Source organism: Microbacterium sp. UBA1097, from assembly GCF_002313585.1.
Lineage (GTDB): Bacteria > Actinomycetota > Actinomycetes > Actinomycetales > Microbacteriaceae > Microbacterium.
The window spans coordinates 49,157-74,398 of record NZ_DCBW01000013.1 but is presented as its reverse complement, the minus strand read 5'-3'; the positions used below and the strand labels follow the sequence as shown (position 1 = coordinate 74,398).

18 protein-coding genes are annotated in these 25,242 nt (G+C 68.0%); 13 read left to right on the top strand and 5 right to left on the bottom strand.

The genetic code is table 11. The features are described 5' to 3' along the window. Nucleotide 1 precedes the first annotated feature (1 nt). The 3 genes from B4F19_RS03625 (at nucleotide 2) to B4F19_RS03615 (ending at nucleotide 4,445) form a co-directional block, all read left to right on the top strand. Nucleotides 2-520 carry a methylated-DNA--[protein]-cysteine S-methyltransferase gene (locus tag B4F19_RS03625; RefSeq protein WP_292732901.1) on the top strand — a complete coding sequence of 173 codons (519 nt, stop codon included), beginning with the start codon at nucleotides 2-4 and terminating at the stop codon, nucleotides 518-520. A 290-nt stretch (nucleotides 521-810) separates the two neighbouring features. After that, a complete protein-coding gene (locus B4F19_RS03620; RefSeq protein ID WP_292732868.1) occupies nucleotides 811-2,634 on the top strand; it encodes an ABC transporter ATP-binding protein in 1,824 nt (607 codons plus the stop codon). Next, nucleotides 2,631-4,445 carry an ABC transporter ATP-binding protein gene (locus B4F19_RS03615; protein ID WP_292732867.1) on the top strand — a complete coding sequence of 605 codons (1,815 nt, stop codon included), beginning with the start codon at nucleotides 2,631-2,633 and terminating at the stop codon, nucleotides 4,443-4,445. The genes B4F19_RS03620 and B4F19_RS03615 overlap by 4 nt, the downstream gene beginning before the upstream one ends. Before the next feature lie 110 nt (nucleotides 4,446-4,555). Here the strand turns inward: B4F19_RS03615 and B4F19_RS03610 are convergent, their stop codons facing one another. The 4 genes from B4F19_RS03610 to B4F19_RS03595 all read right to left on the bottom strand — a co-directional run bounded on the left by B4F19_RS03610 (nucleotide 4,556) and on the right by B4F19_RS03595 (nucleotide 9,656). After that, nucleotides 4,556-4,681 carry a class III lanthipeptide gene (locus tag B4F19_RS03610; RefSeq protein ID WP_292732866.1) on the bottom strand — a complete coding sequence of 42 codons (126 nt, stop codon included), beginning with the start codon at nucleotides 4,679-4,681 and terminating at the stop codon, nucleotides 4,556-4,558. Nucleotides 4,682-4,686: 5 nt separating this feature from the next. Beyond that, on the bottom strand, nucleotides 4,687-7,359 hold the full coding sequence (gene lanKC / locus B4F19_RS03605) for a class III lanthionine synthetase LanKC (protein ID WP_292732865.1): 2,673 nt from the start codon (nucleotides 7,357-7,359) through the stop codon (nucleotides 4,687-4,689). Nucleotides 7,360-7,572: 213 nt separating this feature from the next. Continuing rightward, nucleotides 7,573-8,277: a response regulator gene (locus B4F19_RS03600; RefSeq protein ID WP_292732864.1), complete on the bottom strand. Its 705-nt coding sequence runs from the start codon at nucleotides 8,275-8,277 to the stop codon at nucleotides 7,573-7,575. After that, on the bottom strand, nucleotides 8,274-9,656 hold the full coding sequence (locus B4F19_RS03595) for a sensor histidine kinase (RefSeq protein WP_292732863.1): 1,383 nt from the start codon (nucleotides 9,654-9,656) through the stop codon (nucleotides 8,274-8,276). The genes B4F19_RS03600 and B4F19_RS03595 overlap by 4 nt, the downstream gene beginning before the upstream one ends. 344 nt (nucleotides 9,657-10,000) lie before the next feature. On the opposite strand from B4F19_RS03595, the gene pstC reads away from it, so the two are divergent. The 7 genes from pstC to B4F19_RS03560 all read left to right on the top strand — a co-directional run bounded on the left by pstC (nucleotide 10,001) and on the right by B4F19_RS03560 (nucleotide 20,707). Further along, on the top strand, nucleotides 10,001-11,038 hold the full coding sequence (gene pstC / locus B4F19_RS03590) for a phosphate ABC transporter permease subunit PstC (protein ID WP_292732862.1): 1,038 nt from the start codon (nucleotides 10,001-10,003) through the stop codon (nucleotides 11,036-11,038). Between the two features lie 7 nt (nucleotides 11,039-11,045). Continuing rightward, entirely contained in the window at nucleotides 11,046-12,347 is a 1,302-nt protein-coding gene (gene pstA, locus B4F19_RS03585) for a phosphate ABC transporter permease PstA (RefSeq protein WP_292732861.1), read from the top strand. Further along, nucleotides 12,344-14,035 (top strand): substrate-binding domain-containing protein, encoded by a 1,692-nt coding sequence (locus B4F19_RS03580; RefSeq protein ID WP_292732860.1) that lies wholly within the window; start codon nucleotides 12,344-12,346, stop codon nucleotides 14,033-14,035. Before pstA ends, B4F19_RS03580 begins: the two co-directional genes overlap by 4 nt. Before the next feature lie 23 nt (nucleotides 14,036-14,058). Further along, complete coding sequence (locus B4F19_RS03575) at nucleotides 14,059-16,677, top strand: hypothetical protein (RefSeq protein ID WP_292732859.1); 2,619 nt, start codon at nucleotides 14,059-14,061, stop codon at nucleotides 16,675-16,677. A gap of 139 nt (nucleotides 16,678-16,816) precedes the next feature. Further along, nucleotides 16,817-18,046, top strand: coding sequence for a hypothetical protein (locus B4F19_RS03570; protein WP_292732858.1), 1,230 nt, complete (start codon nucleotides 16,817-16,819; stop codon nucleotides 18,044-18,046). 100 nt (nucleotides 18,047-18,146) lie between these two features. After that, nucleotides 18,147-19,481, top strand: a complete 1,335-nt coding sequence (locus tag B4F19_RS03565; RefSeq protein WP_292732857.1) for an Ig-like domain-containing protein — start codon at nucleotides 18,147-18,149, stop codon at nucleotides 19,479-19,481. Between the two features lie 89 nt (nucleotides 19,482-19,570). Beyond that, nucleotides 19,571-20,707 carry a hypothetical protein gene (locus tag B4F19_RS03560; protein WP_292732856.1) on the top strand — a complete coding sequence of 379 codons (1,137 nt, stop codon included), beginning with the start codon at nucleotides 19,571-19,573 and terminating at the stop codon, nucleotides 20,705-20,707. A 5-nt stretch (nucleotides 20,708-20,712) separates the two neighbouring features. Here the strand turns inward: B4F19_RS03560 and B4F19_RS03555 are convergent, their stop codons facing one another. Then, the gene (locus B4F19_RS03555) at nucleotides 20,713-21,981 is read right to left on the bottom strand and encodes an ATP-binding protein (RefSeq protein WP_292732855.1); all 1,269 of its coding nucleotides are present in this window, start codon (nucleotides 21,979-21,981) and stop codon (nucleotides 20,713-20,715) included. Between the two features lie 86 nt (nucleotides 21,982-22,067). Here B4F19_RS03555 and B4F19_RS03550 point away from each other — a divergent pair, with 86 nt between their 5' ends. From B4F19_RS03550 to pstB, 3 genes are all read left to right on the top strand, one after another. Continuing rightward, nucleotides 22,068-23,177, top strand: coding sequence for a hypothetical protein (locus B4F19_RS03550; RefSeq protein ID WP_292732854.1), 1,110 nt, complete (start codon nucleotides 22,068-22,070; stop codon nucleotides 23,175-23,177). Beyond that, the gene (locus B4F19_RS03545; protein WP_292732853.1) at nucleotides 23,174-24,163 is read left to right on the top strand and encodes a sortase; all 990 of its coding nucleotides are present in this window, start codon (nucleotides 23,174-23,176) and stop codon (nucleotides 24,161-24,163) included. The genes B4F19_RS03550 and B4F19_RS03545 overlap by 4 nt, the downstream gene beginning before the upstream one ends. A 273-nt stretch (nucleotides 24,164-24,436) precedes the next feature. Next, nucleotides 24,437-25,237 (top strand): phosphate ABC transporter ATP-binding protein PstB, encoded by an 801-nt coding sequence (gene pstB, locus B4F19_RS03540; RefSeq protein WP_292732899.1) that lies wholly within the window; start codon nucleotides 24,437-24,439, stop codon nucleotides 25,235-25,237. The last annotated feature ends 5 nt before the right edge of the window (nucleotides 25,238-25,242 follow it).

The following is a 25,242-nucleotide window of genomic DNA, read 5'->3' as shown; positions in this document are numbered from 1 at the left end:
CATGACCGCCGTTTTCGACGTCGTCGACACTCCCGACGGTCCGTTCGCGATCCTCGCTGCGGCCGACGGTGCGGTGCTCTCCTCCGGGTGGACCGATTCGGTGGAACGCATCGTTGAGCGCATCCGTCTGGCTGACCGGCCCGCGGATATCCGCCCGGGCACGACGGATGCCGCAGCTGCCGTCCGCGCGTATTACGCCGGTGATCTCGCGGCGATCGATGAGGTGTCGGTCCGGCAGTTCGGCACGCCGGGGCAGATGGCCGGATGGGCTGCGCTTCGCCGGATCGCACCCGGAGCGCCGCTGTCGTATGCGACGTTCGCCGCGGCCCTCGGCCATCCCACGGCGGTGCGGGCCGCGGCATCCGTCTGTGCTCGTAATGCCCCCGCGCTGTTCGTACCGTGCCACCGCGTGCTGCGCACGGACGGGAGCCTCGGCGGCTTCGCATGGGGTCTGGAGGTCAAGCGGTCCCTGCTGGATCGGGAGAATCCGTCCTTGCTTTCAGCCGACTCTCAGGCTTAGTCTGGAGGGCTGCCGCGTCGCGCGGCGCCCGTACGCCAAGGAGGATGCCATGTATCAGATCGCTGTTGTCGCGAGCACTGTCGTCCTTGCCGCCGCGGCCCCGCTGCGTCACCGCGGCCCCGCTACGACGCACTAGTTCGCCTGTCCACGACCTGACCGGTCGCGGCATACTCTCGGCGCCGCCTGCGTTCTCGCCCACGACCGCACGCTTCGCATCCGCGCTCCACTGACCCGGAGCCGCCCTCCCCGCCTGCACACCCGCGGGTTCGCTTCGCCCTCCCACAAGGACCATGACCGCAACGCCTTCTTCTCCCACGCCCCACCTGTCGACCCTTCGTGCCCTGGGCCGTCTGCTGCCGTTCGCGCGCCCCGTGCTCGGGCGTCTCGGCCTCGGCGCGGCAAGCGCCATGCTCGCCTCGGTGCTGGCCCTCATGTTCCCGCTGGTCCTCGAGGTGATCGTCGGCGGCCCGATCGCCTCCGGAGATCCCGGACAGATCGCCTGGGGAGCCGTGGCGATCCTGGCCCTGGGCCTTGCCGAAGCGGCGATGGTCTGGGCGCGCCGGTGGTTCGTGCTCGCGCCCTCGACACGCGTCGAATACGAGCTGCGAACCACCTTCTATCAGCGACTGCAGCGGCTACCCGTCGCGTTCCACGACCGCTGGCAGTCCGGTCAGCTGCTTTCGCGGATGATGCAAGATATCAGCATCATCCGTCGCTGGCTCGCGTTCGGTCTCGTGCTGCTGGTGGTCAACGTCCTCACGATCATCGTGGGTGCGGTCCTGCTGTTCCAGTGGCACTGGCTGCTCGGGGTGATCTTCCTGGTCACCTCAGCGCCGCTCTGGTACGCCGGATACCGCTTCGAGAAGCGATACGGCACCCTCGCCCGCCAGTCGCAGGACCAGGCGGGGGACCTTGCCACCTCCGTCGAAGAGAGCGTGCACGGCATCCGCGTGCTCAAGGCCTTTGGTCGCGGATCGCACGCCCTGCAGAAGTTCGCCCGGCAGGCCGAGACTCTGCGCGAGACCGAGATCCACAAGGCGCGCGCTGTCGGGCTGATCTGGTTCTGGCTGATCCTGCTCCCCGACATCGCGTTCGCCCTCGCCCTCGGTGCGGGTATCGCGCTCATTAGCATGGGCCAGCTGAACGCCGCTGAACTGATCGCATTCTTCGCGATGGCTACCGTACTGCGATGGCCCATGGAGTCGATCGGGTTCCTCTTCTCGTTCCTGCTGGATGCCCGCACGGCCACTGACCGCATCTTCGAGGTGTTCGACGAGGTCGACACCATCACCGACCCTGAGCAGCCGCAGACCATTGCAGCTCCCCGCGGCGAGCTGGCGTTCGAGGGCGTCCACTTCCGTTACCAGGACGCGCCGGACAGCCAGCGCGACCTGCTCGATGGGGTCGATCTCGTGCTGCGTCCCGGCGAGACGATGGCCCTGGTCGGACTCACCGGGTCGGGAAAGACGACTCTCACGACCCTGCCGACGCGTCTGTACGACGTGACCGGCGGGCGCGTGACGCTCGATGGGGTCGACATCCGTGACCTGACCCTCGCTGAGCTGCGTACCCACATCGGCATGGCGTTCGAGGATGCGACGCTGTTCTCGCAGACCGTGCGCGAGAACGTGCTGCTCGGTCGCGAGGATCTCATCCCCGGATCTCCGGAGGCCGAAGCGGCACTGCGGGAAGCGCTCGAGGTCGCGCAGGCGAGCTTCGTCGACGATCTTCCCGACGGTGTCGACACCGTCATCGGCGAAGAGGGGCTCAGCCTGTCGGGCGGCCAGCGTCAGCGTCTGGCGCTTGCCCGCGCTGTCGCCGCGAAGCCCGCCGTGCTCGTGCTCGATGATCCGCTGTCGGCACTGGATGTCGACACCGAGGCTCTTGTGGAGGATGCCCTACGGCGCGTCCTCGCCGACACGACGGCCCTGGTCATCGCGCATCGTCCGTCGACTGTCACGCTCGCCGACCGCGTCGCCCTGCTCGAGGACGGGAAGGTGACGGCGGTGGGGACGCACTCCGACCTGCTGCGCGACAGCGAGCACTACCGCTACGTCATCTCGAGCCTCGAAGACGAACAAGCCCGCCTGCGGGAGAGGGAGGTGACCCTGTGAGTGCCACGGTCGTGGGTACGGCCGGCGAAGACCGGTCGGATTACACCAAGGACGAAAGTCGCGTCATCCGTCGCCGCTCGCTGCGCCTGCTCGGTTCGCTGATCTCGCCGCTGCGCTGGCAGGTCGTGCTCGCCGGTGTCGTGCTGGTCGTCTCGACCGCGCTGCAGGTCGCAGGGCCCGCGCTGATCGCTTTCGGCATCGACACCGCGCTTCCGGCAGTGCTCGACGAGGCGAACTGGATGCCGACCATCGGCGTCGTCGCGGTGTACCTCGTCGCCGGGCTCGGCGGCGCGGGTCTCGTGGGCTGGTTCGCTGTCGTTGCGGCGCGCCTCACGCAAGCCGTGATGCTGGACCTTCGCAAGCGCATCTTCCTGCACACGCAGCGGCTCAGCCTCGAGTTCCACGAGTCCTACACCTCCGGCCGCATCATCTCGCGGCAGACGAGCGACCTCGAGTCGATCCGGGAACTCCTCGACGGCGGACTCAACCAGCTCGTGTCGGGACTGCTGTACGGCGGGTTCACGCTCATTGCGCTGCTGCTCCTCGACTGGCAGTCCGGAGTCATCCTTGCCGTCATGGGGGTGCCGCTGTTCCTGCTTATGCGCTGGTTCTACCTGCGCTCGCAGGTCGTCTACCGCGAGTCGCGGGTCATCAGCGCGAAGCTCATCGTGAAGTTCGTCGAGACGATGACCGGCATCCGTGCCGTGAAGGCCTTCCGTAAGGAGCCCCGTAACGACGGTGAGTTCGGTGACGTCGCCGAGGACTACCGCGACGTCAACATGCGTTCGATCCGCCTCTTCGGCACGTTCGAGCCCGGCCTCATGGCCGTCGCGTCGGTCTCGATCGCGCTGGTCGTGCTCTGGGGCGGCCTGCGGGTTGCTGACGGTGCGATCGCCATCGGCATCCTGCTCGCAAGCGTCCTATACGTGCGGAACTTCTTCGCACCGCTGCAGGAGGTCGCGATGTTCCTGAACTCGTACCAGGCTGCCACCGCGGCGCTTGAGAAGGTCTCGGGTGTGCTGGAGGAGGAGCCGACGGTTCCCGACCCGACGGATGCCGTCGACCTGTGGACCGCGCGCGGACACGTCGCGTTCGAGGACGTCACTTTCGGGTACGCGGATGACCGCGTCATCCTGCCGCACTTCTCGCTCGACATTCCCGCCGGTCAGACGATCGCCCTTGTGGGCACTACGGGGGCTGGTAAGTCGACGCTGGCGAAGCTCGTCTCGCGGTTCTACGACCCGACGCGCGGCGCCGTGACCCTCGACGGCGTCGACCTGCGTCGGCTGCACCCGAAGGACCTGCGCCGCGCGATCGTCATGGTCACGCAGGAGGCCTACCTGTTCAGTGGGACGGTCGCCGACAATATCGCGCTCGGCAAGCCCGACGCGACGCTCGACGAGATCGAGGCTGCGGCGAAGGCCGTGGGGGCTGACGCCTTCATCCGTGCCTTGCCCGACGGCTACGACACCGATGTGAACAAGCGCGGCGGGCGCGTCTCGGCGGGGCAGCGTCAGCTGATCTCGTTCGCGCGGGCGTTCTTGGCGAACCCCGCCGTGCTGATCTTGGATGAAGCGACGGCGTCGCTCGACATCCCCTCAGAGCGAGCGATTCAGGATGCTCTGCAGACCTTGCTGGCAGACCGGACGGCGATCATCATCGCGCACCGCCTCTCGACGGTCGCCATCGCCGACCGCGTGCTCGTGATGGAGCACGGCCGGATCATCGAGGACGACACTCCCGAGACGCTGATCGCGGGAACGGGTAAGTTCGCGCAGCTTCATGCGGCATGGCGGGAGTCGCTCGTCTAGCGACGAAAAGGCGACGGGGCCTCGGTGGGGGAGGGGCTTCCGAGACCCCGTCGGCTCGGGTGGATGCTGGGCGCTCGCTGCGAGCGCCCAGCATCCGGGTCGAAAGCGGATCAGCAGATGCTCGTCGAGAAGGTGCTGAGGCAGGTGCTGAGGCTGACCGTGCTGACGGCAAGGATGTCGGCGTCGCGGCTCTCGGCGCTGCGCTCGAGCGTCTGGAGGCTGAGCAGGTAACCCATGTGATTCACCCCCTCCCAGCGGGATCCCAGGCCACGGGGGGCCGAAGCGGCGAGGCGGCTGTCGGCGGCACCAACAGCGGGAGATTGACGGGGACGACCGGCTCGCCGGAATCGATCAGGTCGGCAGAGGTGCCGAGCGCCGCGAGGACTCCAGCAGAGCCCGTGGCGAAGTCGCACGAAAGGCGCAGCAAACCTTGACCGGGGAATCCGATCCCGTGCGGGCGGCGAATTGCGTGGAGGCGCAGGTCGGCGACGTGATGCCTCAGCGCGTCGCCGGCTTCCGGTGTGGAGTAGCCGAGGCGCTCGAGCGCGGCCAGGAAGAGGATCATCCCCGCACGACCCCGGAACACGCCGGACTCCATCACGAAATCAGTCAGTGCCGCACTGCGGATGCCGTCCAGTGACTCCAGGTAGCGGTCAGGTGTCTCGAGATGGGGCAGCAGCTGGGCTGCCACGAGCCCGACTCCGGCAGAGCCGCTCCCGAGGTAGGGCAGCAGTCGCCACCCTTCGTTGAGCTGCAGTGATCCGTCGACCGCGGTCATGCAGTGCGCGAGGTCATAGTCGAGTGCGTCCTGCGCGAGGCGGAGGTGCGCGGGTTCGCCGGTGCGCTCATACAGCCGGAGCGCGAATAGCGCCGTGCCCGACGGGCCGCGAAGCAGTCCACCGCTGCCGGTTGCGACACGGCGGTCTTCGGGCGCTGTCGGTATCGGCTGTCGGGCATCGTGTCGGGAGCGCAGGATGCCGCCGATCTCGAGGGCCTCGAGCACGAGAGTCGGGTCGTCGTCGGATGCTTCGAGCAAGACGAGTCCGACTCCGGGCAAGCCACCGTAGAGATCGGATCCGAGCGATGAGAAGTCGAGCCGACGAAGGCGCTCCAGTGCAGCCTGCGCGTGCGCCCGGCGACCAAGGCGACGATGGAGCCAGGCGAGCCCCGCGAGTCCATCCCACAGCCCAGCGCGGTGAGGGCGGCGCGGATCACCAGGCCGCTCCCACACGGCGTCGATCCATGCGAGCCCGCGCTCGTCGGGTTCCCGGCCCACGAGAGACAGGGCGTAGACGACTCCTGCGACTCCGTGGGCCAGACCCGTCCCGTCTTCCGCGAACTGCTGCGGGTCTCCCGGCCACACTCGGTCATCGCGCGAGAAGTCGGCGCTCGCGGTGAGGTCGTCCGCAATGAGTTCCTGCAACTCGCGCACCGCACGCGCGTCGTGAACATCCCACCGGGCCACCGGATCGTCTTGCGTGCAGTCAGCTGCGGCGACGCGTATGCGGGTGAGCGCGAGGTCGCGATGAACTGCCGCCGCCCAGGTGTCGTCGAGCGCGAACGTCTCCATCGCTGCCCGCACCAGGTCATCGGACTTGAACGGATCAAGCATAAATAGAGATGTCAGGGGGTAGAAGACGAAGACCTTGATGCAGGCGAGACCGTACCGGTCGGCGTCTGCGCCACGGCGCCCGTCGGTGGCCATGAACGCAGGTGCGCCGATGACAGGGGCGACGGCATCGTCAACCGGAGCTGCCATCTCGAGATCGAGGAGTGTCACGCTCCCGTCCGCGCCGATCATCACGTTGCCGGGGTGTACGTCGCCGTGACTGAAGCCCGCCCCGTGCAGCCTCGTCACTGCAGCATCGACGCCGGCGGTGACCTCCAGTGCCCACTGGCGATACTCCGCGTACTCCGTGGGAGTGCTCCGGGCATGTACGAGCGGATGCCGCGGCACGATCGCGCTCTGGAGCGACTCGCCCGCAATCCTCTCGAGCAGCAGGAATCGGTGCCCGTGCAGTGTGAACGAGCCGTGCACGCGCGAGACTGGCACGTCGGTGAGGGATCTCAGCGTGATCTCCTCGTGTGTAAGCCGCTGCACGGCGTCACGCCCGTCCGGTGTCATACCCGAATCCGGTCGGCCCTCCTTGATCACGATGCGGGCACCGGTGGCGGCATCCTCGGCGTCGTACACCCCGCCGGCGTTGGAGTGATGCAGGGCGCCGAGTACGCGAGGAAACCCCGCCGGTGGTGCGTCTCCACCAAGCGCGTCGAACTGCTCCTGCAGAAAGTCGGGAAGCTCGACCCACGCGGGCGGGGTGAATCCGGGTGAGCGCACGTCCTCGACGAGCAGACCGTCCGGATCCCGCAGGGCAGTCACCTCGAACCCGTGCTCACTGGTGATCACCTGGTGCACGAAGGCGCCGTACCGCACCGAGAGGGGGCCGTGCCGCCACCGCAGGTCAGAGAGCACGTAAGGTCCGGGCATCCCCCCGATCGCTGCATCGAGTTCCGCCAGGGTTCGGCGCAGCTCGGTGACGTCGCGGGGATACACGGTGATGAACTTGCCGGATGCCGAGCGGTCGGCATCCTTCGAGTTCATGGCGAAGTGCACCCCTCGATGTACGAGGTGCTTGAACGCGATCCGCTCGGCGTGGCAGTACCGTGCCACCTGTTCGAGAACGTCATTCGCCACCTCAAGGCGCGCGCTGGCGTGGATCTTCCACCCCTGCTCGGGGAGCGACCCTTCGGGCGGGTACCATGCGTGCCACGTGCCGTCTTCGCGGCTCGCCCACCCGGCCCAATCGAGGTCGGGGGGCAGCGCGTAGCGTTCCACTGCGGCGACTGGAGCACGCCCCGGGTCGTCGTAGAAGCGCAGGTCGATTCGCGCGAAGCGGTGGTAGATCGCCTCCACGGGTCACCGCCCCTTCCTCAGCTCCGCCGTCGGCCCGGTGCTCGACGCTCGACGCAAGTATGGCGAGGGGGCCCGGCAACGTGCGGCATCGTGTGCGTGAACCCGACGTGACGGAGGGGGAACGCCGGTGAGCCCTCTCGCGGATGAGTGCCTGGTCCGGGCATCTTCTGGATGCCCGCGGGTACTCTCACGCGCGGCGTGTCGCGGTCGCGGCTATTTTTCGGAATTCATCCGATCGGATGATGTTTCGGTCCGATCCAGGCCGTGACGCACAGCCCAAAGGGCAAGTTGCGTGCGGTCGGCGAGTTGCGTCCGCTTGAGCGCGCTGTGCAGTTGAGCCCGCACCGTGTTGATCGACACTCCGAGTCGCGCCGCGAGTGCCTCGTTGCTCGTATGCCCGCGGCTGAGCTCTCGTGCCACCGCAAGCTGCGCGGACGTGAGGATCGCGGGGGAGGCCGAGCCCATTGCGCTCTGCTCGCCGCGGCGAGTGAACTCCCGGATGACGGCGGGAGTCACGCGTGTGGAGACCAGCGCGGTCCCACTCGCGGCGGACCGGACGGCCTCGACCAGTTGAGTGGTGTCGTGGTTTTTCACGAGGTAGCCAACAGCTCCCGAATCGAGGGCTTCGATCACGAAGCGGTCAGCCTCGTGGCTGGTCACCACCACGACGGCGACGGGACGGTCCACGCCGGGGCCTGCGAGGGCGCGCGTCGCCTCCAGTCCACCGCCCCCGGGCATGTTCAGGTCCATGAGCACGACACTCGCTCGCTCGGACCGGGCAGCCATGACCGCATCGACGCCGTTGGATACTTCGCCGATGACAGCTATCCCGGGTGCGTGCTCCAGCCGGATGCGCACTCCCTTGCGGTACGCCCGGTTATCGTCGGCGATCAGAACCCGGATCTGCTTGACGGTCATGCCAGGCCCATCGCGGTCGTGTGGCGGCCGACATCGGTGAGAGGGATCGTCGACTGCACACGCCACCCGCCGGCCTCGGTGGGTGCGGCGTCGAGGACGCCCCCGAGCAGCGTCACACGTTCGCGTAGCCCGGTGAGCCCCCATCCGAGGCCGACCGCGTGCGAGTCGGACGTGGCGCCGCGAGCGGGGCCGTTCTCGACCACGATCTCGAGTTCGTCAGCGGTGGCCGTGACGATCACCTCGGCGGTCGAACCGGCGGCGTGCTTTGCCGCATTCGTCAGTGCCTCCTGTGCGATGCGGTACCCGGTTGTCGAGATCATTGCGGGCAGGGAGTCGAACACCCCGCTGGTGCGGAGGCTCACACGCAGGTCTCTTCGTTGCCAGAACGCGACGAGGTCTTCGATACGTCGCACGTCAGGCGTGGTGTCGGCGCGTGCTTGTCCGGTGGCGCGCAGTTCGTTGAGCGCCGAGACGAGACTGGCGGCAGCGAATCGGGCCTCCGTGCGCGCCTCGGCGAGGAGCGCGAGAGCGTCGGTCTCTGACTGCTCGGCGATGAAGGCCGCCGCCTCGGTTAGGGAGAGCAGACCGGTGATGTGTTGCGCGGCGACGTCGTGCAGTTCCTGGGTAATGCGAGCGCGTTCGGCCTCGCGGGCCTGCGTGAGGCGCTCTTCCTGATCGCGGCGCTCGGCGGCGGCGAGGGCTCGCAACTGTTCGACGCGCCGTGTCTGGGTTCCCCACCACAGACCCAGCACTGCTGCTGCCGCCAAGGAGGCTGCGAAGCCGACCACCTGCCCGAGGGCGAAGGCGAAGATCGCTCCCAGTGTCAGGCCATACACACTGCCCCAGCTCGCGAACGCGGCGGCGTCGGCAAGGATAAGCACCCCAAGGACGGGGAGCGTAACCCGCGCCGCGTGCCGTGATCCCAAGAGAAACAGCGAGGCCACGACCGCGAGTTGCATGGGTGCGACCCACGAGGGCGCGTTGATGACGAGGATCGCAATCACGTAGCCGGCCATCGTGGCGAGTGTGGCCAGAACCGGCCATCGGGTCGCCAGGAGGAGTGCGGCGGCCTGTGCGGCGAAGAGCGCTACGAGGAGAACTACGGAGAGCTCGAACGGGATCGGATTCGACCAGCTGTAGTTGCCGTCGATCAGTGCCGCGATCGGGTTCACCATGCCCTGGACGAGCATCGTCGCAAAGAGCACGACAGAGAGCACCCAGGTTGCCCGGCGGGACGGCAGGATTCCTTGCCACGCTCTCCCCGGCGCGTCCTCGTCCCCCGGCAAGTCCTGCAGTACGGCAACGCCACGTGCAGCTGTCGCTTCGTTTGTCACGATCCCCATTCCCGACGTTTCCTCTGCCCCGGTCGGTTCGCGCACATCCTCGCACCTTTCCTGCCGCCGATCGCTGGACCTCATCCGGATGGACGAAATCTCACGCGAATCTCGGCGCGGCCCCGGTCACCGCATCCACTGTGGCCAAAACTCGCGGATTTTCGGGTCTGCGAGGCGCACTGGGTGCGATCGAGCGAATGCTATGACTGCGTGAGAATCGCGGGCAACTGATGGTTCCCGTCGTTCATCCGCTGTTCGCTTCTTTGTCGGGATGCGTTCCCCGACGCCGCGGGATCGGTCCGTCGCGCCGGGGGCGTCTCGCGACGCAGACTTTCGGCGTCCGGTCGGTGGATCTCGCCGGACGCACAGAGCCTGAGGAGCGACTCCCGATGTCACTGCCCACGCGTGTCCACGACGATGAGTTGACGACCGAACCTCCGGCGACCGTGGTCGACACTGATCGTCCGCGCTCGCTGAAGGCACGTCGCAGCCTGTCGGACGGGTTCTTCCGTTTCGGCGCCCACGGCGGCGGCGTTCTGGTGCTCGCGATCATGACGCTGGTCGGCGTCTTCCTCGCGATCCGCGGCGCGGAGGCGATCGCGGTGGCCGGGCCGTCGTTCCTCACCACCCAGACCTGGGAACCCAACAGTGGGAACTTCGGTATCGCGGCGGTGCTGTTCGGCACGGTGGTCATCGGACTCATCGCGATCACCGTCGCGGTTCCCCTCGCGCTGGGTACAGCGACGTACATTTCCGAGTACGCGCCTGAAGGCATCCGCCGGTTCCTCATCGGCGTCGTGGACCTGATGGCGGCGATCCCTTCGGTGGTGTACGGCCTGTGGGGCCTCTTCTGGCTCCAGGGCGCATTGATCCCGGTTTCCCAGTGGATCAGCACGTACTTCGGCTGGATTCCTATCTTTGCGGTGTCGAGTTTCGATCCCGACGATCCGCTTGCCACCCCGACGGTCTTCACCGCATCGGCGTTCCTCGCGGGGTTGGTGGTGTCGATGATGGTGGCCCCGATTGCGGCCTCGATCATGCGGGAGGTCTTCTCACAGGCTCCGGTCGGCGAACGGGAAGGTGCGTACGCCCTCGGCTCGTCCAAGTGGGGGATGATCCGCTCGGTGGTCTACCCGTTCGGCATGGGTGGCGTCATCGGCGGCACGATGCTCGGGCTCGGGCGGGCGCTCGGCGAAACGATCGCGGTGTATCTCGTCATCTCACCGATCTATGTCATCAACTGGGAGGTCCTCTCGACCGGCACCAACTCGATCAGCTCGCTCATCGCCTTGCGCTACGGCGAAGCGTCGTCGTTCGAGATCTCCGCGCTGATGGCGGCGGGACTCGTGCTGTTCCTCATCACCATGCTCGTGAACTTCCTCGCGGGCTTCATCATTCAGCGCACCCGTTCGGGTGCGGCGAGCTAGGACGACCGTGACAATCACACCTACACCGACCGTGAGCCCGGAGCGGAAGCACCGACGCGCGCAGCTTGCGGGCAGGGTTTCCCGAACGCATCTTCCCGGGCGCGACGGTCGCATTCACGTCTCGCGCCCCGAGACGCGCCGCGAGCTCTCGTCGGTGCGCCGCGAAGACGTCCTGCGGATCATCGGTGCGGCCGCGGCTGCGATCGCACTCACGTCGTGGATGTTCACCCAGGTGCTTCCGTTCGAGGGTGCCCTCCCATTCGTGCTCGTCTCTTACCTGCTCTTCCTCGGCTTCTTCGTCGTCTTGATCAGCTTCGACGACAATCGGGTCACGATCCTCGACCGCGTCTGGGCGGTCGTCATCCACTCCGCCGCGGTCGTGCTGCTGCTCGCGCTCACCGTCGTCGTCGTCTTCACGGTGTTCCGGGGCTCGGCCGCGTTCTTGCACTGGAACTTCTGGGTGCAGGATCTCTCGCTGGGAGGCCCCCTCGACCCGCTGACCGTCGGTGGAGTTGCTCACGCGATCATCGGAACCTTGATCATGATCTCGATCGCCCTGGCCATCGCGATTCCGCTGGGGCTGCTGTGCGCGATCTTTCTTGCCGAGTTTCCGTCGCCGTTCGCCAGGGTGGTGCGCACCGTGACCGAGGCGATGACGGCGTTGCCCTCGATCATCTGCGGCCTGTTCATCTACGCGACCTACATCCTGCTCTTCGGCCTCGAGAAGTCCGGATTCGCGGCGGCGCTCGCGGTCACGATCATGATTCTGCCGATCATCATCCGCTCCGCCGACGTCGTCCTTCGCCTCGTTCCTGCAACGCTCAAGGAGGCCTCCTACGCGATGGGGGCCAGCCAGTGGCGCACGATCTGGCACGTGGTGCTGCCGACGTCGAAGTCGGGGCTCATGACGGCGATCGTGCTGGGGACCGCGCGAGGAATCGGAGAGACGAGCCCGGTTCTGCTGACTGCCGGTTATACGACGTTCTTCAACCTCAACCCGTTCTCGGGGCCGATGGTGTCGCTGCCGTTCGCGACGTTCACCCTGGTCAAGAGCCCCGAACCGAACCAGATCGCACGCGGTTTCGGTGCCGCCGCGGTGCTCATGGCGCTGGTGTTCATCCTGTTCCTGCTCGCACGCCTCATCGGCGGCCGGGGGCCGGGTGTTCTCTCGTCGCGCGCGGCATCACGCGCACGAGCCGCGTCTGTGCGCGACGCGGCTCGGTTCTCGCGCCGTCAGACCCCGCCGGTTCTCGCGGGGGACGCCACCGCAAACCCCCTCACGCACACGTCCGAGGGAGGCCGGTCATGAGCGCCGTAGCCGTCGCACCTCGCCGCTGGGCGGCGCGGGCCGCCGTGGCCATGCTGGGCGTGCTGCTGATGGTGGCTGGGGGGCTCCAGCTCGCGTCGTCGGCGCACGCCGCGGGGAGCACCCACGTGCCGATCAAGGGCACGGGCTCGACGTGGTCGGGCAACATGATCGCGCAGTGGGTCAGCAACGTCTACGGCAACTTCGGCTGGGTGGTCAACTACACCGGCACCGGATCCACCACGGGGCGCAACGATTTCGCGACCGGGCAAACGCAGTTCGGCGGCACCGACATCCCCTATGGGATCTCCAACTCGAACGAGATCGAGAACCTTCCGAACCGGTCGTTCGCGTACATGCCGATCGTCGCCGGGGGCACGTCGTTCATGTATAACCTCGAGATCGGCGGCAAGCGCGTCACCAACCTCCGCCTGTCGGGTGACTCGATCGCGAAGATCTTCACGGGTGCCATCACGGTGTGGAACGACGCCCAGCTGCAGGGCGAGAACCCCGGGCTGGCTCTGCCGGCGCTGCCGATCGTTCCCGTCGTGCGCTCCGACGGCGCCGGTGAGACAGCGCAGTTCTCGATCTGGATGCGGCAGGAGCACACGGCGGTCTGGGACGCCTACTGCGACAAGGTGGGAAGGCCGTACGTCAACGGCCATTGCGGCGTGACCAGCAACTATCCGGTCGTGCCCGGTTCGGGCTTCATCGCCAAGGCGGGGTCAGACGGCGCCGCGGGTTATGTCGCTCAGGATGCCGCGGTCGGCGCGATCACGATGGTGCAATACTCCTACGCACTGAACCTGAAGTTCCCGGTCGCGAAGCTCTTGAACGCCGCCGGCTACTACACCGAGCCGACGGCCCAGAACGTCGCCGTCGCTCTGCTGAGCGCGAACATCAACCAGGACAAGTCCTCGATCGACTACCTCACGCAGGACTTGAGCGGCGTGTACACGAGCAGCGATCCACGGGTCTATCCGCTCTCGAGCTACAGCTACGTCATCTTGCCGGTGAACCCCGACCCGGGAAGCGCGAAGCAGGCGAACATCACCGATGACCAGGGCTACACGCTCGCCGATTTCTCGGCGTATTTCTTGTGCGAGGGGCAGCAGCAGGCGGACGTGCTCGGATACTCGCCACTGCCGATCAACCTGGTGCTGGCAGGCCAAGACCAGATCCGCCGGATCCCGGGCGGTAACCCGCAGATCAAGGGCATCACGGACTGCAACAACCCCACGTTCGACCCGACCGACTCGAGCCCGCAGTCGAACAAGCTCGCCAAGACAGCCCCCTACCCGCCCGAGTGTGACAAGGCGGGGCCGCAGCAGTGCGCGACAGGAACCGGTGGCGCGAAAGACCAGCCCACGGCAACGTCGGGCGCCAGCGGCAGCGGTGGCGGTGGCGGCGCGGGAGGCGCCGGCACAGCTGCGGGCGGCGGCTCTGATGCGGCGAGCGCGAGCGCGCTCGAGGCAGCCGCGGGCGGCAGCGGCGCGGTCGTCGCTGACGCCGCACCCGTGCTGGTGAACGCGACACCCCAGACGATTCCGGTCGCCCAGCTCGGCCTGCTCGCGCCCCTGGCCGTCCTGGCCGCTGGGGTCGGGCTCCTCCTCGCGGCAGTGCTACCGCCCCTGCTCGGGCGACGCCGACGCACCCTTCACCCGATCCTCACCCGCGGCTCCCCACGGTGACCCCCCGAAAGGCACACCACACGATGCGCATCCGATCCTCACGCCCCGCCCTCGTCGGCGTCGCGCTCGCGGTCAGCGTTGCCGCACTCGTGGCGGCGGTGGCCCCCGCTGCGGTCGGAGCTACCGGAGACGAGGCCGACTCGTCGGTCACCGTGAAGTGGGCGGGCGGCAACGATCGCGCGATTCAGCAGTATCAGCCCGATCACGCTGCGCTGACCAGCGACGGGCAGGGTGGTGACGCCGGCTCGGGGCACTGGGACGACTTCAAGAACCTCTCGGTCACCGTCTCGAAGACCAAGAACCTGGGCTCTGAAGCCATTCTGGTGACGGCAGAAGGCGGCAAACCGACAACGAGACTCAATGGCACCGAGGGAGCGACCAGCTACCTGCAGATGTTCCAGTGCTGGGGGTATCCGGGCTCCGCCGACTTCGCGAAGACGTGCCAGTGGGGTGGCTACTCGAACGAGGAGACCGGCGGGAGCCCCCAACAGTCGGTGCTGCGGATCATCGGCGATGGGTATTTCAATCTCACGCGCGGGGGGCTTCGCTTCCTCACCGTGACGGGTCGCGAGAACGAGGACAAGAGCGTCGCTGTGGGGCCCACACTCTTCCGGAGTAACGGCCTCGCTGATTTCTTCGACGCGTCCAGTTCCAATGAGCGCATCATCGTCCCGTTCGGCGGTGACGGGCGGGCGCGCACGGCGTTCGTGACGCAGACCGCGATCGACCAGCCCTACCTCGGGTGCGGTGCGCCGGAAGCGGCCGGTGAGCGATGCTGGCTTGTCATCGTGCCGCGCGGCACGCACTCCGGAACCCGCCAGGGAGCGACGACCGTCTGTAGCGGCTCGACGAGATACGGAAACAACAACTACGGCGACGTGAATCAGTACGCCCAGGTCGGATCGCCGATCGACCCGAACTGCTCGATGTGGGATGACCGCATCGTCGTGCCGCTCGACTTCGACAATCCTTACCGCACGTGCGCGGCGGGAACCGCCGAGCGTCGCCTGGTCGGCAGCGAGTTCATCGCCGATGCGATCGCGTCGTGGCAGTCCACCCTGTGCGACGGGGCCGACGGCGCAGCCTTCTCGCTCATCACCAACAGTGGTGACCTGGCCCGCTCGCAGCTGCTGCAGCGTCAGGCGGGTGGGGTCGTTGTGGTCGATCCGCTGACCCCCGAGACGATCGGAACCGCCGACTCCACTCTCTTGGCCGACGCGGATATCCGTTATGCGCCGATCGCGAACACCGCGGTGACGATCGGCTATCTCGCCGAAACGGCAGATGGCACGCAGTTCCCGACGCTCCGCTTGACTCCGCGTCTGATCGCCAAGATGCTCACTCAGTCCTTCCGTAACGCGGTACCGAAGGGTGAAGGCGGGAGCTATCCGCCGGTAGGCGACTCACGCGCCACGCTGCGCCACGAAACTGTCGTCGAGGACGAGGAATGGGCGGCGCTCGGCAACCCCACGAACCTCATACCAGCGGTCGTTCAGGACCCGTGGGTCGTCACGGGGCCAGCGGGCGATGATGGGGTCCGGGCGCTCTGGCGCTACGTGCTCGCCGACGCCGATGCGCGCGCGTACCTTGCCGGCGAACCCGACCCGTGGGGCAACACCGTCAACCCCTACTACCTGCCCCCGGGCGCGTCAGGCGTCGCGGGCCCGGGCATCGATCTGCTCACCGCCCCGATCGACACCTTCCCGAAGGTCGACCTGTCGGTGGCCCCCGATGATGTGACCGCGCTCTCGCAGCTCCGGGGTATGCAGATCGACTCGCTCAGTTACAACCCCTACTCCCTCACGCTCAAGGCGAACGCCAGCCGGATCGTCAACGCCGATCAACGGTTGACCAACGTGTGGGATCCGCAGAAGTTCTCGGGAACCAACGTCGGGTTCTTCGTGCCACAGGCGCCGCAGCTTCCCGCGAGCGGGGGAGGGCGCCTCATCCTCGGGCCGACCGCGGCGAGCGGGGCAGACCGCTACCAACTCGCGACCGCCGAGCTCGCACTGCCCCTCGATGACACGACTGACCGGTCCACGGTGGCCTCGGCGCGCGAGTTCGTACCCGCCACTGAGACAGCCGTCGCCCGCGCCGTTGCGGCGCAGACGGTGGGCGCCGCAAACGTGCCGCAGGTCGATCCCGCCGAGGTCCCGTCGGGCGCGTACCCGCTCGCGCTGACCGTCTACGGCGCGTTCGATGTGACCGCCGGCGTCGGCGACCAGGCCGCACGAGAGGACTACGCCACCTTCATCGACTACGCGGGGGGCGCGGGCAATGTCCCCGGCGAAGCGGGAGGGCTACCCGCGGGGTACGTTCCCCTCACCGCCGGCCAGGTGGCGCTCGGTGCGAGCGTTGCTGCCGAGTTGCGCGACCCGACACTGCCCTCTCCGCCCTCGACCGGCGGCACCAGCGCACCACCGGCAGCGACCCCCCCGGGATCCTCCGCGGCAGCGGGAGGGAACACCGTCGGGGTGGCAACTGCGGCGACCGCGACCACGATCTCGACCGCAGACGCATCCTCGGTCGCGGCAACCGCCGAGGCCGCGCCGCCGGCGCAGGGTGCCGTGGGCGGCGCCCTCGCCGCGGGTCTTGTCGGCGCGATCGCTGCGCCGTTCCTCCTGCGGCGGCGGCCCACATGACCCCCAGATCTCCGGCCGAGGCGTCACAGACCCTCGTTCATCCGAACGAAAAAGCCCCCGACGGAGCTGCAACTCCGTCGGGGGCCGGGACCCGGAAACCCGGGTTAGCGCATCACAAGAAAGTAGCAAGGAACTCATCATGAACAAAATCACGAAGTCGGGCATCGCGGCAGCTGTCGCGTTCGGTGCGGCGGCGGCGTTGCTGGTGGCTCCGGCCGCTCAGGCCGACCCCCTCAACCCATCGACCGGCACCTACACGCTGAACCGTGCGCTCAACGGCACCGGATCGGACACGACTCAGGATGTCGTCAACGGTCTGGCGGCAGTCGTCGTGGACGCGAACGACGATCTGCTGATCGGCTCGTGGGACGCCACGATCCCGGCCGGTCAGGGGAGCTTCATCGTCACGCACACCGGCGGCACGTCGATCCCTCGTCCGAACGGCTCGACCGAGGGCTACAACGCGCTCAAGGCGGCGATCAACAACCAGTCGCTGACCAACCCGCGCGGCACCTCGTCGGCGAACCTCGACGACACCGACTTGCAGTTCGCACGTTCGTCGAGCGGACCGCGCGTGCCGAGCACGACCGGCGTGCTGTCGTACGTGCCGTTGGCGGTGGATGCGGTCACCTACGCGGTGCACGAGGACAACACCACGCTGCCCCGCGACCTGACGCTTGCCGACCTGCAGGCGATCTACCACGCCAGCAACGGCGCGTCGGTGACGTTGAGCAACAGCCAGACCTACACGGTCGGTCTGCCCGGTACCGGTGCTGACATCGTGCCGTTCCGCCCGCAGGCCGGGTCGGGTACGCGCTCGTTCTGGGACAGCACCATCGGTGGCACCATCGGTTCGGCGGTCTCCGACTCCTACACCTCCGGCGGCGTGACCGTCAGCGTGCAGGAGCACGACGGCAAGGTGCTCGAGGATGTCCCGAACGCGATCGTGCCGTTCTCGATCGCGCAGTACATCGCCCAGACGAAGGTCGCTGCGAACCCGTCGTACTACAGCGGGACGTACGCCGGTGTCACGGTGACTGAGCGTCGTCACGGCGCGGAGCTGGCCGAGATCAACGGTGTTGCGCCGATCAGCTCGGGTGTGCTGAACACCGCGTTCCCGGTCAAGCGCCCGGTGTTCAACATCATCGAGCACGCGGCGATCTCGACCAACAGCGACCTGGCGTTCGCGTTCGTCGACGACCCGGCGACCACGACCGTGGTCGAGGGTGCGGTGTACTCCGCGACCCGCCCGGGCACCTCGACCCTGGTGATCGAAGACTTCGGCTTCGGTTCGCTGGGCACCTCGGGCGTGACCATCGGCACCACCCTCTACAAGGCCGGTGACGCCGAGAACCACCGCTCCAACTAACACCCCACCCACCCGCCTCACCGCGGCGCGAAGCCCCAACAGACCTTTCCTCCTCCTACCCGAATCCGCCGGGAAAGTCCCGGCACGAAAGGACACTCGCATGACCCGTTTCACCCGTGCGCGCCGCGCCCTCGTCGCGAGCGGCACCGCACTGCTTCTCGCGGCAGCCAGCTTCGCCGCCGCAGCGCCCGCCAGCGCCACCGAGGTGTTGGAGCCGCTCAAACCCGAGAACCGCATCGGCGACCTGACGGTGACCGCACCCGCCACGCGAACCCTCACAAACTCCGGCGACCCGACTGCTCTCACCGCGACGACCGGGTGCCCGGAACACTTCCGCGCATCCTCGCGAACCTTCCTGGTGTGGTCGGACGGCACGCACGCCGACTACTTCCCCGCATACCCGCGCAGCACTACCATCGCCGGCTACGGGTTGGACGGAACTCCACTGAATCTCACCAGCAGCTACGCGGCGCGGTTCAGCGACTTCACGACTCTCAATCTGTTCAGAGATGGCACGGCGGACCTGGTCGTGACCTGCGACCCCGGCGACACCCTGACGACGAACCTGCCCATCCTGTCGACCCTCCCGATCGGCGACGCGAAGTACTTCTCGGTGAAGCTCAACATCGATAAGACCAACAACACGTGGAGCGTCGCCGACACGCGCAGCGCCACGACGACCAGCCTCGTGTCTTCGGCTGTCACCCAGACCGGCGTCACCCTCACCGCGACGGTTGCGCCGAGCGAGGCGACCGGTACAGTGCAGTTCAAGCAGGCGGGCACCGCGATCGGCGACCCGGTCACGGTCTCGGGCGGCACCGCCAGCTACGCGGTGTCGGGCTTGACGGCGGGCACCAGTTACGCGTTCACCGCTGAGTACTCCGGCGACACCACCCACACCGCCTCCTCCGGCTCGGTGGATGTCACGACCGAGGCCGTGCCGGTGCAAGACACCGCCACCCCGACGGTCGGCGTCACGGTTCCCACCGCTACCACTCCGGTGCCGACGGGACTGAAGATGACGGCTAAGCCTCAGTCGGTCACCCTCAGCGGCCCCACCACCCGCACCGCGGGTGAGGTGTGGACGGCAACCGGTGAGCTCGGCACCGTCACCGTGAACGATGACCGCCAGAGCGCGAGCACCCCGTGGACCCTCAACGGGCGCATCAGCACGCTCACCAGCGGCTCGAACCAGATCGCGGCCAGCAACGTCGGGTGGAAGCCCGCGAAGGTTGGCGACGGTAACGGCACGGCGGGCGCTGAGGTCGTCGCCGGCGTCAGCGGCGGCCTGTCATCCGACAAGGCCCTGGCCACCGGCACGGGCTCTGCGACGGCCAACGTCACCACGTCGGTCGGAGCGACGATCACGCTCAACACTCCGGCAGATGCCCCGGCCGGTGACTACACCGCAACCCTCACCCTGACGCTCATCTGAGCATCCCTCCCTGGGGTGGCCCGTCGCGCTCGGGGGCGCGACGGGCCACCCGCTCCTGCATGAACAGCCTGATCCCACACCGGAGAACAATGACCGCCCGCGCACACCCGACCCGCGCCGTGACCGGCCTGCTCGCGATCGCCGCCCTCCTGCTCGCGTCTGCCGTCGCCCTCGACACTCCGGCAGCCCGTGCCGAGGAGGGCGACATCACGTGGGGCATCCAGCCGTCAACGCCGTCCGGCCCCGACGGCCGCACAGCCTTCACCTACCAGGTCGCGCCCGGCACGACCATCACCGACTGGGTCGGTGTCGTCAACGATTCGGCCGTGCCTGCCACGTTCCGCGTTTACGCCGCCGACGCAACCACCGACTACGACACCGCCGCGTTCACCCTCATCGGTTCCGACCAGGCCTCTACAGACCTCGGCAGCTGGACGACGATCGACACCGGCGCAAGCGTTTGCGCCGACACGAACGACGACGCCGAAGCGGCCTGTGCCGCATCCCTCGGTGTTTCGGTGACCGTCGATCCCGGAACCACCCAGAACATCCCCTTCACGATCGTCGTGCCCCAGGATGCCACCCCCGGCGACCATGCCGCCGGCATCGTCGCCTCGTACACGACGCCCGCCTCATCGGGCGGCACCTCCGTGGTGCAAGAGAATCGTGTCGGCACGCGCATCTACCTGCGCGTCGACGGTCCGCTGACGCCGCAGCTCGGCATCCAGGGCGCCGTCGCCGGGTACGAGGGAACTCTCAACCCCATCGGTGCGGGCACGGGATTCGTCGGCTTCGACATCCTCAACACCGGCAACACACGCCTGTCGGCGCAACCGGCAGTGCACCTGACCGGGCCGTTCGGCATCGACTTCGGCACCGTCCAGCTCGACCCCGTGCGCAACATCGTGCCCGGCGGCACCGCGCACGTGACCGCACAGGTCGCCGGTGTCGCGCCGCTGCTGCTGCTGTTCGCCGACATCACGGTGACGCCCCTTCCCGGTGACAGCCTCGCAGACACCGACCCGCTGCCTGCGGCGGTCTCGAGCTCGGCGATCACTTGGGCCATCCCGTGGATGTTGCTGCTCATCCTCGCCGTCATCGCGGGCGCCATCGTGCTGATCGTGGTGCTCCGTCGCCGCTCCCGGCAGCGTCTCGCCGAGGACCTCGCCGCCTACGCCGACCACATCCGCGCCGAAGCGCGCGACGAGAGCGAGCCCGTCAGATGAGGGCGTTACGGCCCGAGCAGGGCGAGTGGGACGACGCCGACGCCATCGCGACGCCGGTACGCCGCTGGTCCGGTCGTGAGAACCAGCGCGTCGGCAAGGCGATCTCCGAGCCGGTCTCTGAGCCACACCAGGTGGCGCACGTCACGATCATCCACCGACGCTGCCAGCTTCACCTCGATGGCGACGACGCGGCCACGGCTCTCGAGCACGAGATCCACTTCGTGCGCGCCATCCTGAGTGCGCAGGTGAAAAAGGCGAGCCTCCGCCGCTTGCGCGTAGGTCTGGACGCTGAGGGTCACGAGCCCCTCGAAGAGGCGACCCAGCGCAGCACCGTGTTGGGGGCCGATCATCGCGCGCTCTCGCACCTCGAGCAGGGCGGCCTCGTCGAGGTCCATCAGCCGTGCTGCGAGAGCGGGATCGGCGAGGTGATGTTTCGGTGCGGAGGACAGTCGACCAAGGTCTGCGCCGAGCGGACGCCAGGCCTCCACCGGATCGAGCAGCCAGAGCTGGCTGAGCACATCACGGTAGGCAACCGTCGTCGGACGACTGGGCTTGTCGGACTCGCCGACTGTCGCAGCGTCGAGGATCGTCGTATAACTGGCGGTGGAGCTCGTCGCCGACGCGTACGCACGCATCCACGCACGCAGCGACGCGGGAGCGCGTACACGAAAGCCCTGCTCGACCATGTCGCGTTCCACGATTCGCGCCAGGTACCCGTCGAGCGCGAGCCGTCTCGCCCGATCGGGCAGGTCACGGATCCCCGGGAACCCCGAGGCCACGATCTCGCGGACGTAATCCGGCAGCTGCCATCCGGTTTCGCCCGCGATCTCGCCGGTGCCGGTGAGCAGTGCCGACAGCGAGATGGGCGGCCGGTCGCCCGTTCGCTCCGCGATCGAGAGTGGTCGCATTCGCAAGCTCACGATTCGGCCCGCTCCCGAGTGGACGGGAGCGACCACCGGGGCGGCGCTGCCCGCCAGCAGGAACTGGCCCCCGCTGCGGTCGCGGTCGACGGCACGGCGTACGAGATCCCATGTTTCGGGCACCCGCTGCCACTCGTCGAGAAGGACGGGCTTGGCCGCGCGAGTGAGAAGGTTCGCGTCGGCGGCCAGCCGTTCGGCGACATCGGCGCGGTCGACCGGCAGGACTGTCGCCGCGCGCCGACTCCCCGTCGCAGTCTTCCCCACACCCTTCGGCCCATCCAGGCTTATCGCCGCGAGGGCGGGGAACACGGCGTCGAGTTCGTCGTCGACGATTCGCCTCCGGTAAGTGTCCACGCTCGCTACTTTACAGATCCCGGGGTTTCTACTTTACAAATCCCAGGTATTTCGCTTTACAGATCCCAGGAAAAGGAGGCGGTCCGATGACCCGCATCCCCTCGCTCCGGCTGCTCGCCGCCGGCGCTACCCTCGTCGTCGCCGGCCTCGCGGTGCCGCTCACCCCAGCCGTTGCCGCCGAACCGACACCCGCGCCGAGCGGCGCGGCCACCGTCAGCGTGACTGTGCCGACTGCAACACCGACGTCGGTGCTCCAGGCGGACGCCGTGGCCGCGATACGAGATGACGGCACTGTTCTCAGCACGACGGAAGCTCCCACGCTGACGGCCGGTGACGCGTTCGCGGTGTGCTGGGGGTTCCAGAACGCCGACGCCTTGGTCGGCACCTGGACGGGATTCCTCTCCACGTCGGTGCCTTTCAGCGCGACCGCCGGCGCGACGATCGGTGACCCGGTGGAGGTCGCTGCCGGCGAGAGCTTGGGAACGTTGTGCCTGGCTGTTGTGCTCCTCGAGACGGAGGCGGGCGAGTTCACGCTCTCGGCTGTGCGTGAGAGCGCAGGGGGACAGCAACATATCGAGCCTGCTTTCCACTTCCGCACCACCGCCTCCGGACCCTCGCCGAGTGATGGGCCGTCTGGCGGTCCCGGTGGCACAACCACCACCGGTGGGACAACAGCGCGGGGCTCCGCCAGCTCTGGCTCAAGCGGGTCGGCGCAGTCTGCCGCGCAGCAAGTCGCAACCGGCCCGACTGAACCGGCGATCGGTAAGAGCCCCTCGACCACGGCCGAGCAAGCAAGCGTCGACAAGACCGCCTACAACGCGGGCGACACGATCACCGTCAGCTTCTCGGGGTTCACCCCCAACGAGAAGGTGCAGCTCGTGCTGTATTCCGACCCGGTGCTGATCGGCAACTTCCCCGCCGATGCGGCGGGGACCCTGACGCAGTCGTTCCAGTTGCCCAGCGATCTGCCCGCCGGGGCCCACACCGTGCAGCTGACCGGGTGGGAGTCGAAGAAGGTTGCCTCAGCGAGCATCGTCGTCGCCAGCGCCGCAACCGCCGCCGCCCCCGATGTGCAGGGCGTGCCGGTGTGGGCGTGGTGGATCGGGGGAGCACTCCTTGCGGTCCTCGCCGCCTTTGGCACCTGGTGGCTCATCCGCACGATGCGCGCCCCCGCCCCCGAGGCGAGCGCCGCATGACGATCACCGAACAGGCGCCGCCCGAGGCATCCGACGTCGTGGCCCCCGTGCATATCGAGCCGGCGCCACCCAAACCACCCAAGCCGCCGCGCAAACCTCGCCGCCCGCGGCTGCCCCCACCGCCGCGCCCGCTCGCCCCGCGCGACGGACGGTGGTGGGCGGGAGCCATGATCCTCACGGCATCCCTGCTGCTGCTCGCGTTCGTCGCGCACGTCGCCGCGTTCTCGGCCTTTCAGCACTACCGCGCGCAGACGATCGCCTACGGTGACTTGCGCACCTCGCTCGCCAAGGCGGAGACCCCGGTCGGGCAGCTGGTGAGCGAAGACGAGATGGTCGAACTGGGAACTCCGGTCGCCCTGTTGGAAGCCCCCGCGATCGGACTGAGCGAGGTCGTGCTCGAAGGCTCATCGGGCGAGGTGTTGCGCTCCGGTATCGGGCACCGGCGCGACAGCGTCATGCCCGGCCAGGCAGGGCTCGCGGTCATCCTCGGTCGCCAGACCACGTACGGCGGACCGTTCTCGCAGTTGTACCGGCTCGCGCCGGGCGACGAGATCACGATCACCACCGGACAGGGCGTCAACACCTACCGGGTCTTCGGCCTGCGCCGTGCGGGTGACCCGATGCCGCCCGACCTCGCGGCGAACAAAGGCCGCCTCGAACTGCAGACCGCCGACGGACTAGCCCTCTTCCCCTCCGGCGTGCTGCACGTCGACGCTGAACTGGTCTCGAAGAGGCAGCAGAACCCGAGCCGGGTCATGGGCTACGCGGCGCTGCCGCCTGCAGAGCGGGCCATGGGCCAGGACCCGAGTGCCTGGTTCGCCGCCTTCTTCGCGTTCGTCTTCTTCACCGCCGCCGGAATCGGCATGTGGTGGTTGTGGACCCGCTGGGGCCGCTGGCACGCCTGGCTCGTCGGCGTTCCCGTGCTCGTCGCCCTCGGTGTCGTCACTGCCGACATCGTGATGAATGCCCTCCCGAACCTGCTGTGACGCCCCCGACGAAGGATGACTATGACGACTGAACCGACCGCCCCCGACGACATCACCGAGGTGCACTCGTCCCTCGTCGAGTCCGCGGAGTTGACTGCTGCGCGGATGCCGATCCACGACGCGATCACGACGGATGCCGCATCCATGAACCGCACCTCACCCGATGACACCGCGACCGCCGTCATCGCGCCCGGCGAGACGCGCACCCCGCCGACTCTTCCCGAGCCGGCGCCCGAAACAGTCGCTGACGCCGACACCGAGATCGCCGACGCGCTGGCCGCGCCGCATCCGCCCCGCGAGCTCTCCACTCTCGAAGCCGACCAGATCTCTGCCTGGTTCGGCACCCACAAGGTGCTCGAGCGGGTCTCGCTCACGATGCCCGCAGGGCAGGTCACCGCGCTCATCGGGCCCTCCGGATGCGGTAAGTCGACGTTCCTGCGCATCCTCAACCGGATGCACGAGCTCGTGCCCTCGGCATCCCTCGCCGGCGAAGTGCGCCTGGACGGCGACGACATCTACGACCGCAACAAGAAGCTGCAGGACGCCCGCAAGCACATCGGGATGGTGTTTCAAAAGCCCAACCCGTTCCCGGCGATGTCGATCTACGACAACGTCGTGTCGGGCCTGAAGCTCACCGGCGTGCGCGTGCACCGCGACCAGAAGGACGAGATCGTTGAGCGGTCACTGACCGCCGCGGGCCTCTGGCGTGAGGTAAAGGACCGTCTGCGCCAGCCCGGCGGCGGCCTCTCGGGTGGCCAGCAGCAGCGCCTGTGCATCGCCCGGTCCCTCGCGGTCACCCCCAAGGTTCTCCTCATGGACGAGCCGTGTTCGGCCCTGGACCCCACCTCCACCCGCGTCATCGAAGAGACCATGATGGAGCTGCAGAAAGAGGTGACGATCGTCATCGTCACCCACAACATGCAGCAGGCCCAGCGTGTATCGCAGCAGTGCGCGTTCTTCCTCGCCTCGCAGGGCACCCCCGGTCAGATCGTCGAATACGGCGACACCGAAGCCATGTTCTCGGAGCCCCAGGACGAGCGCACCTACGACTACGTGAACGGTCGCTTCGGGTAAGAGCG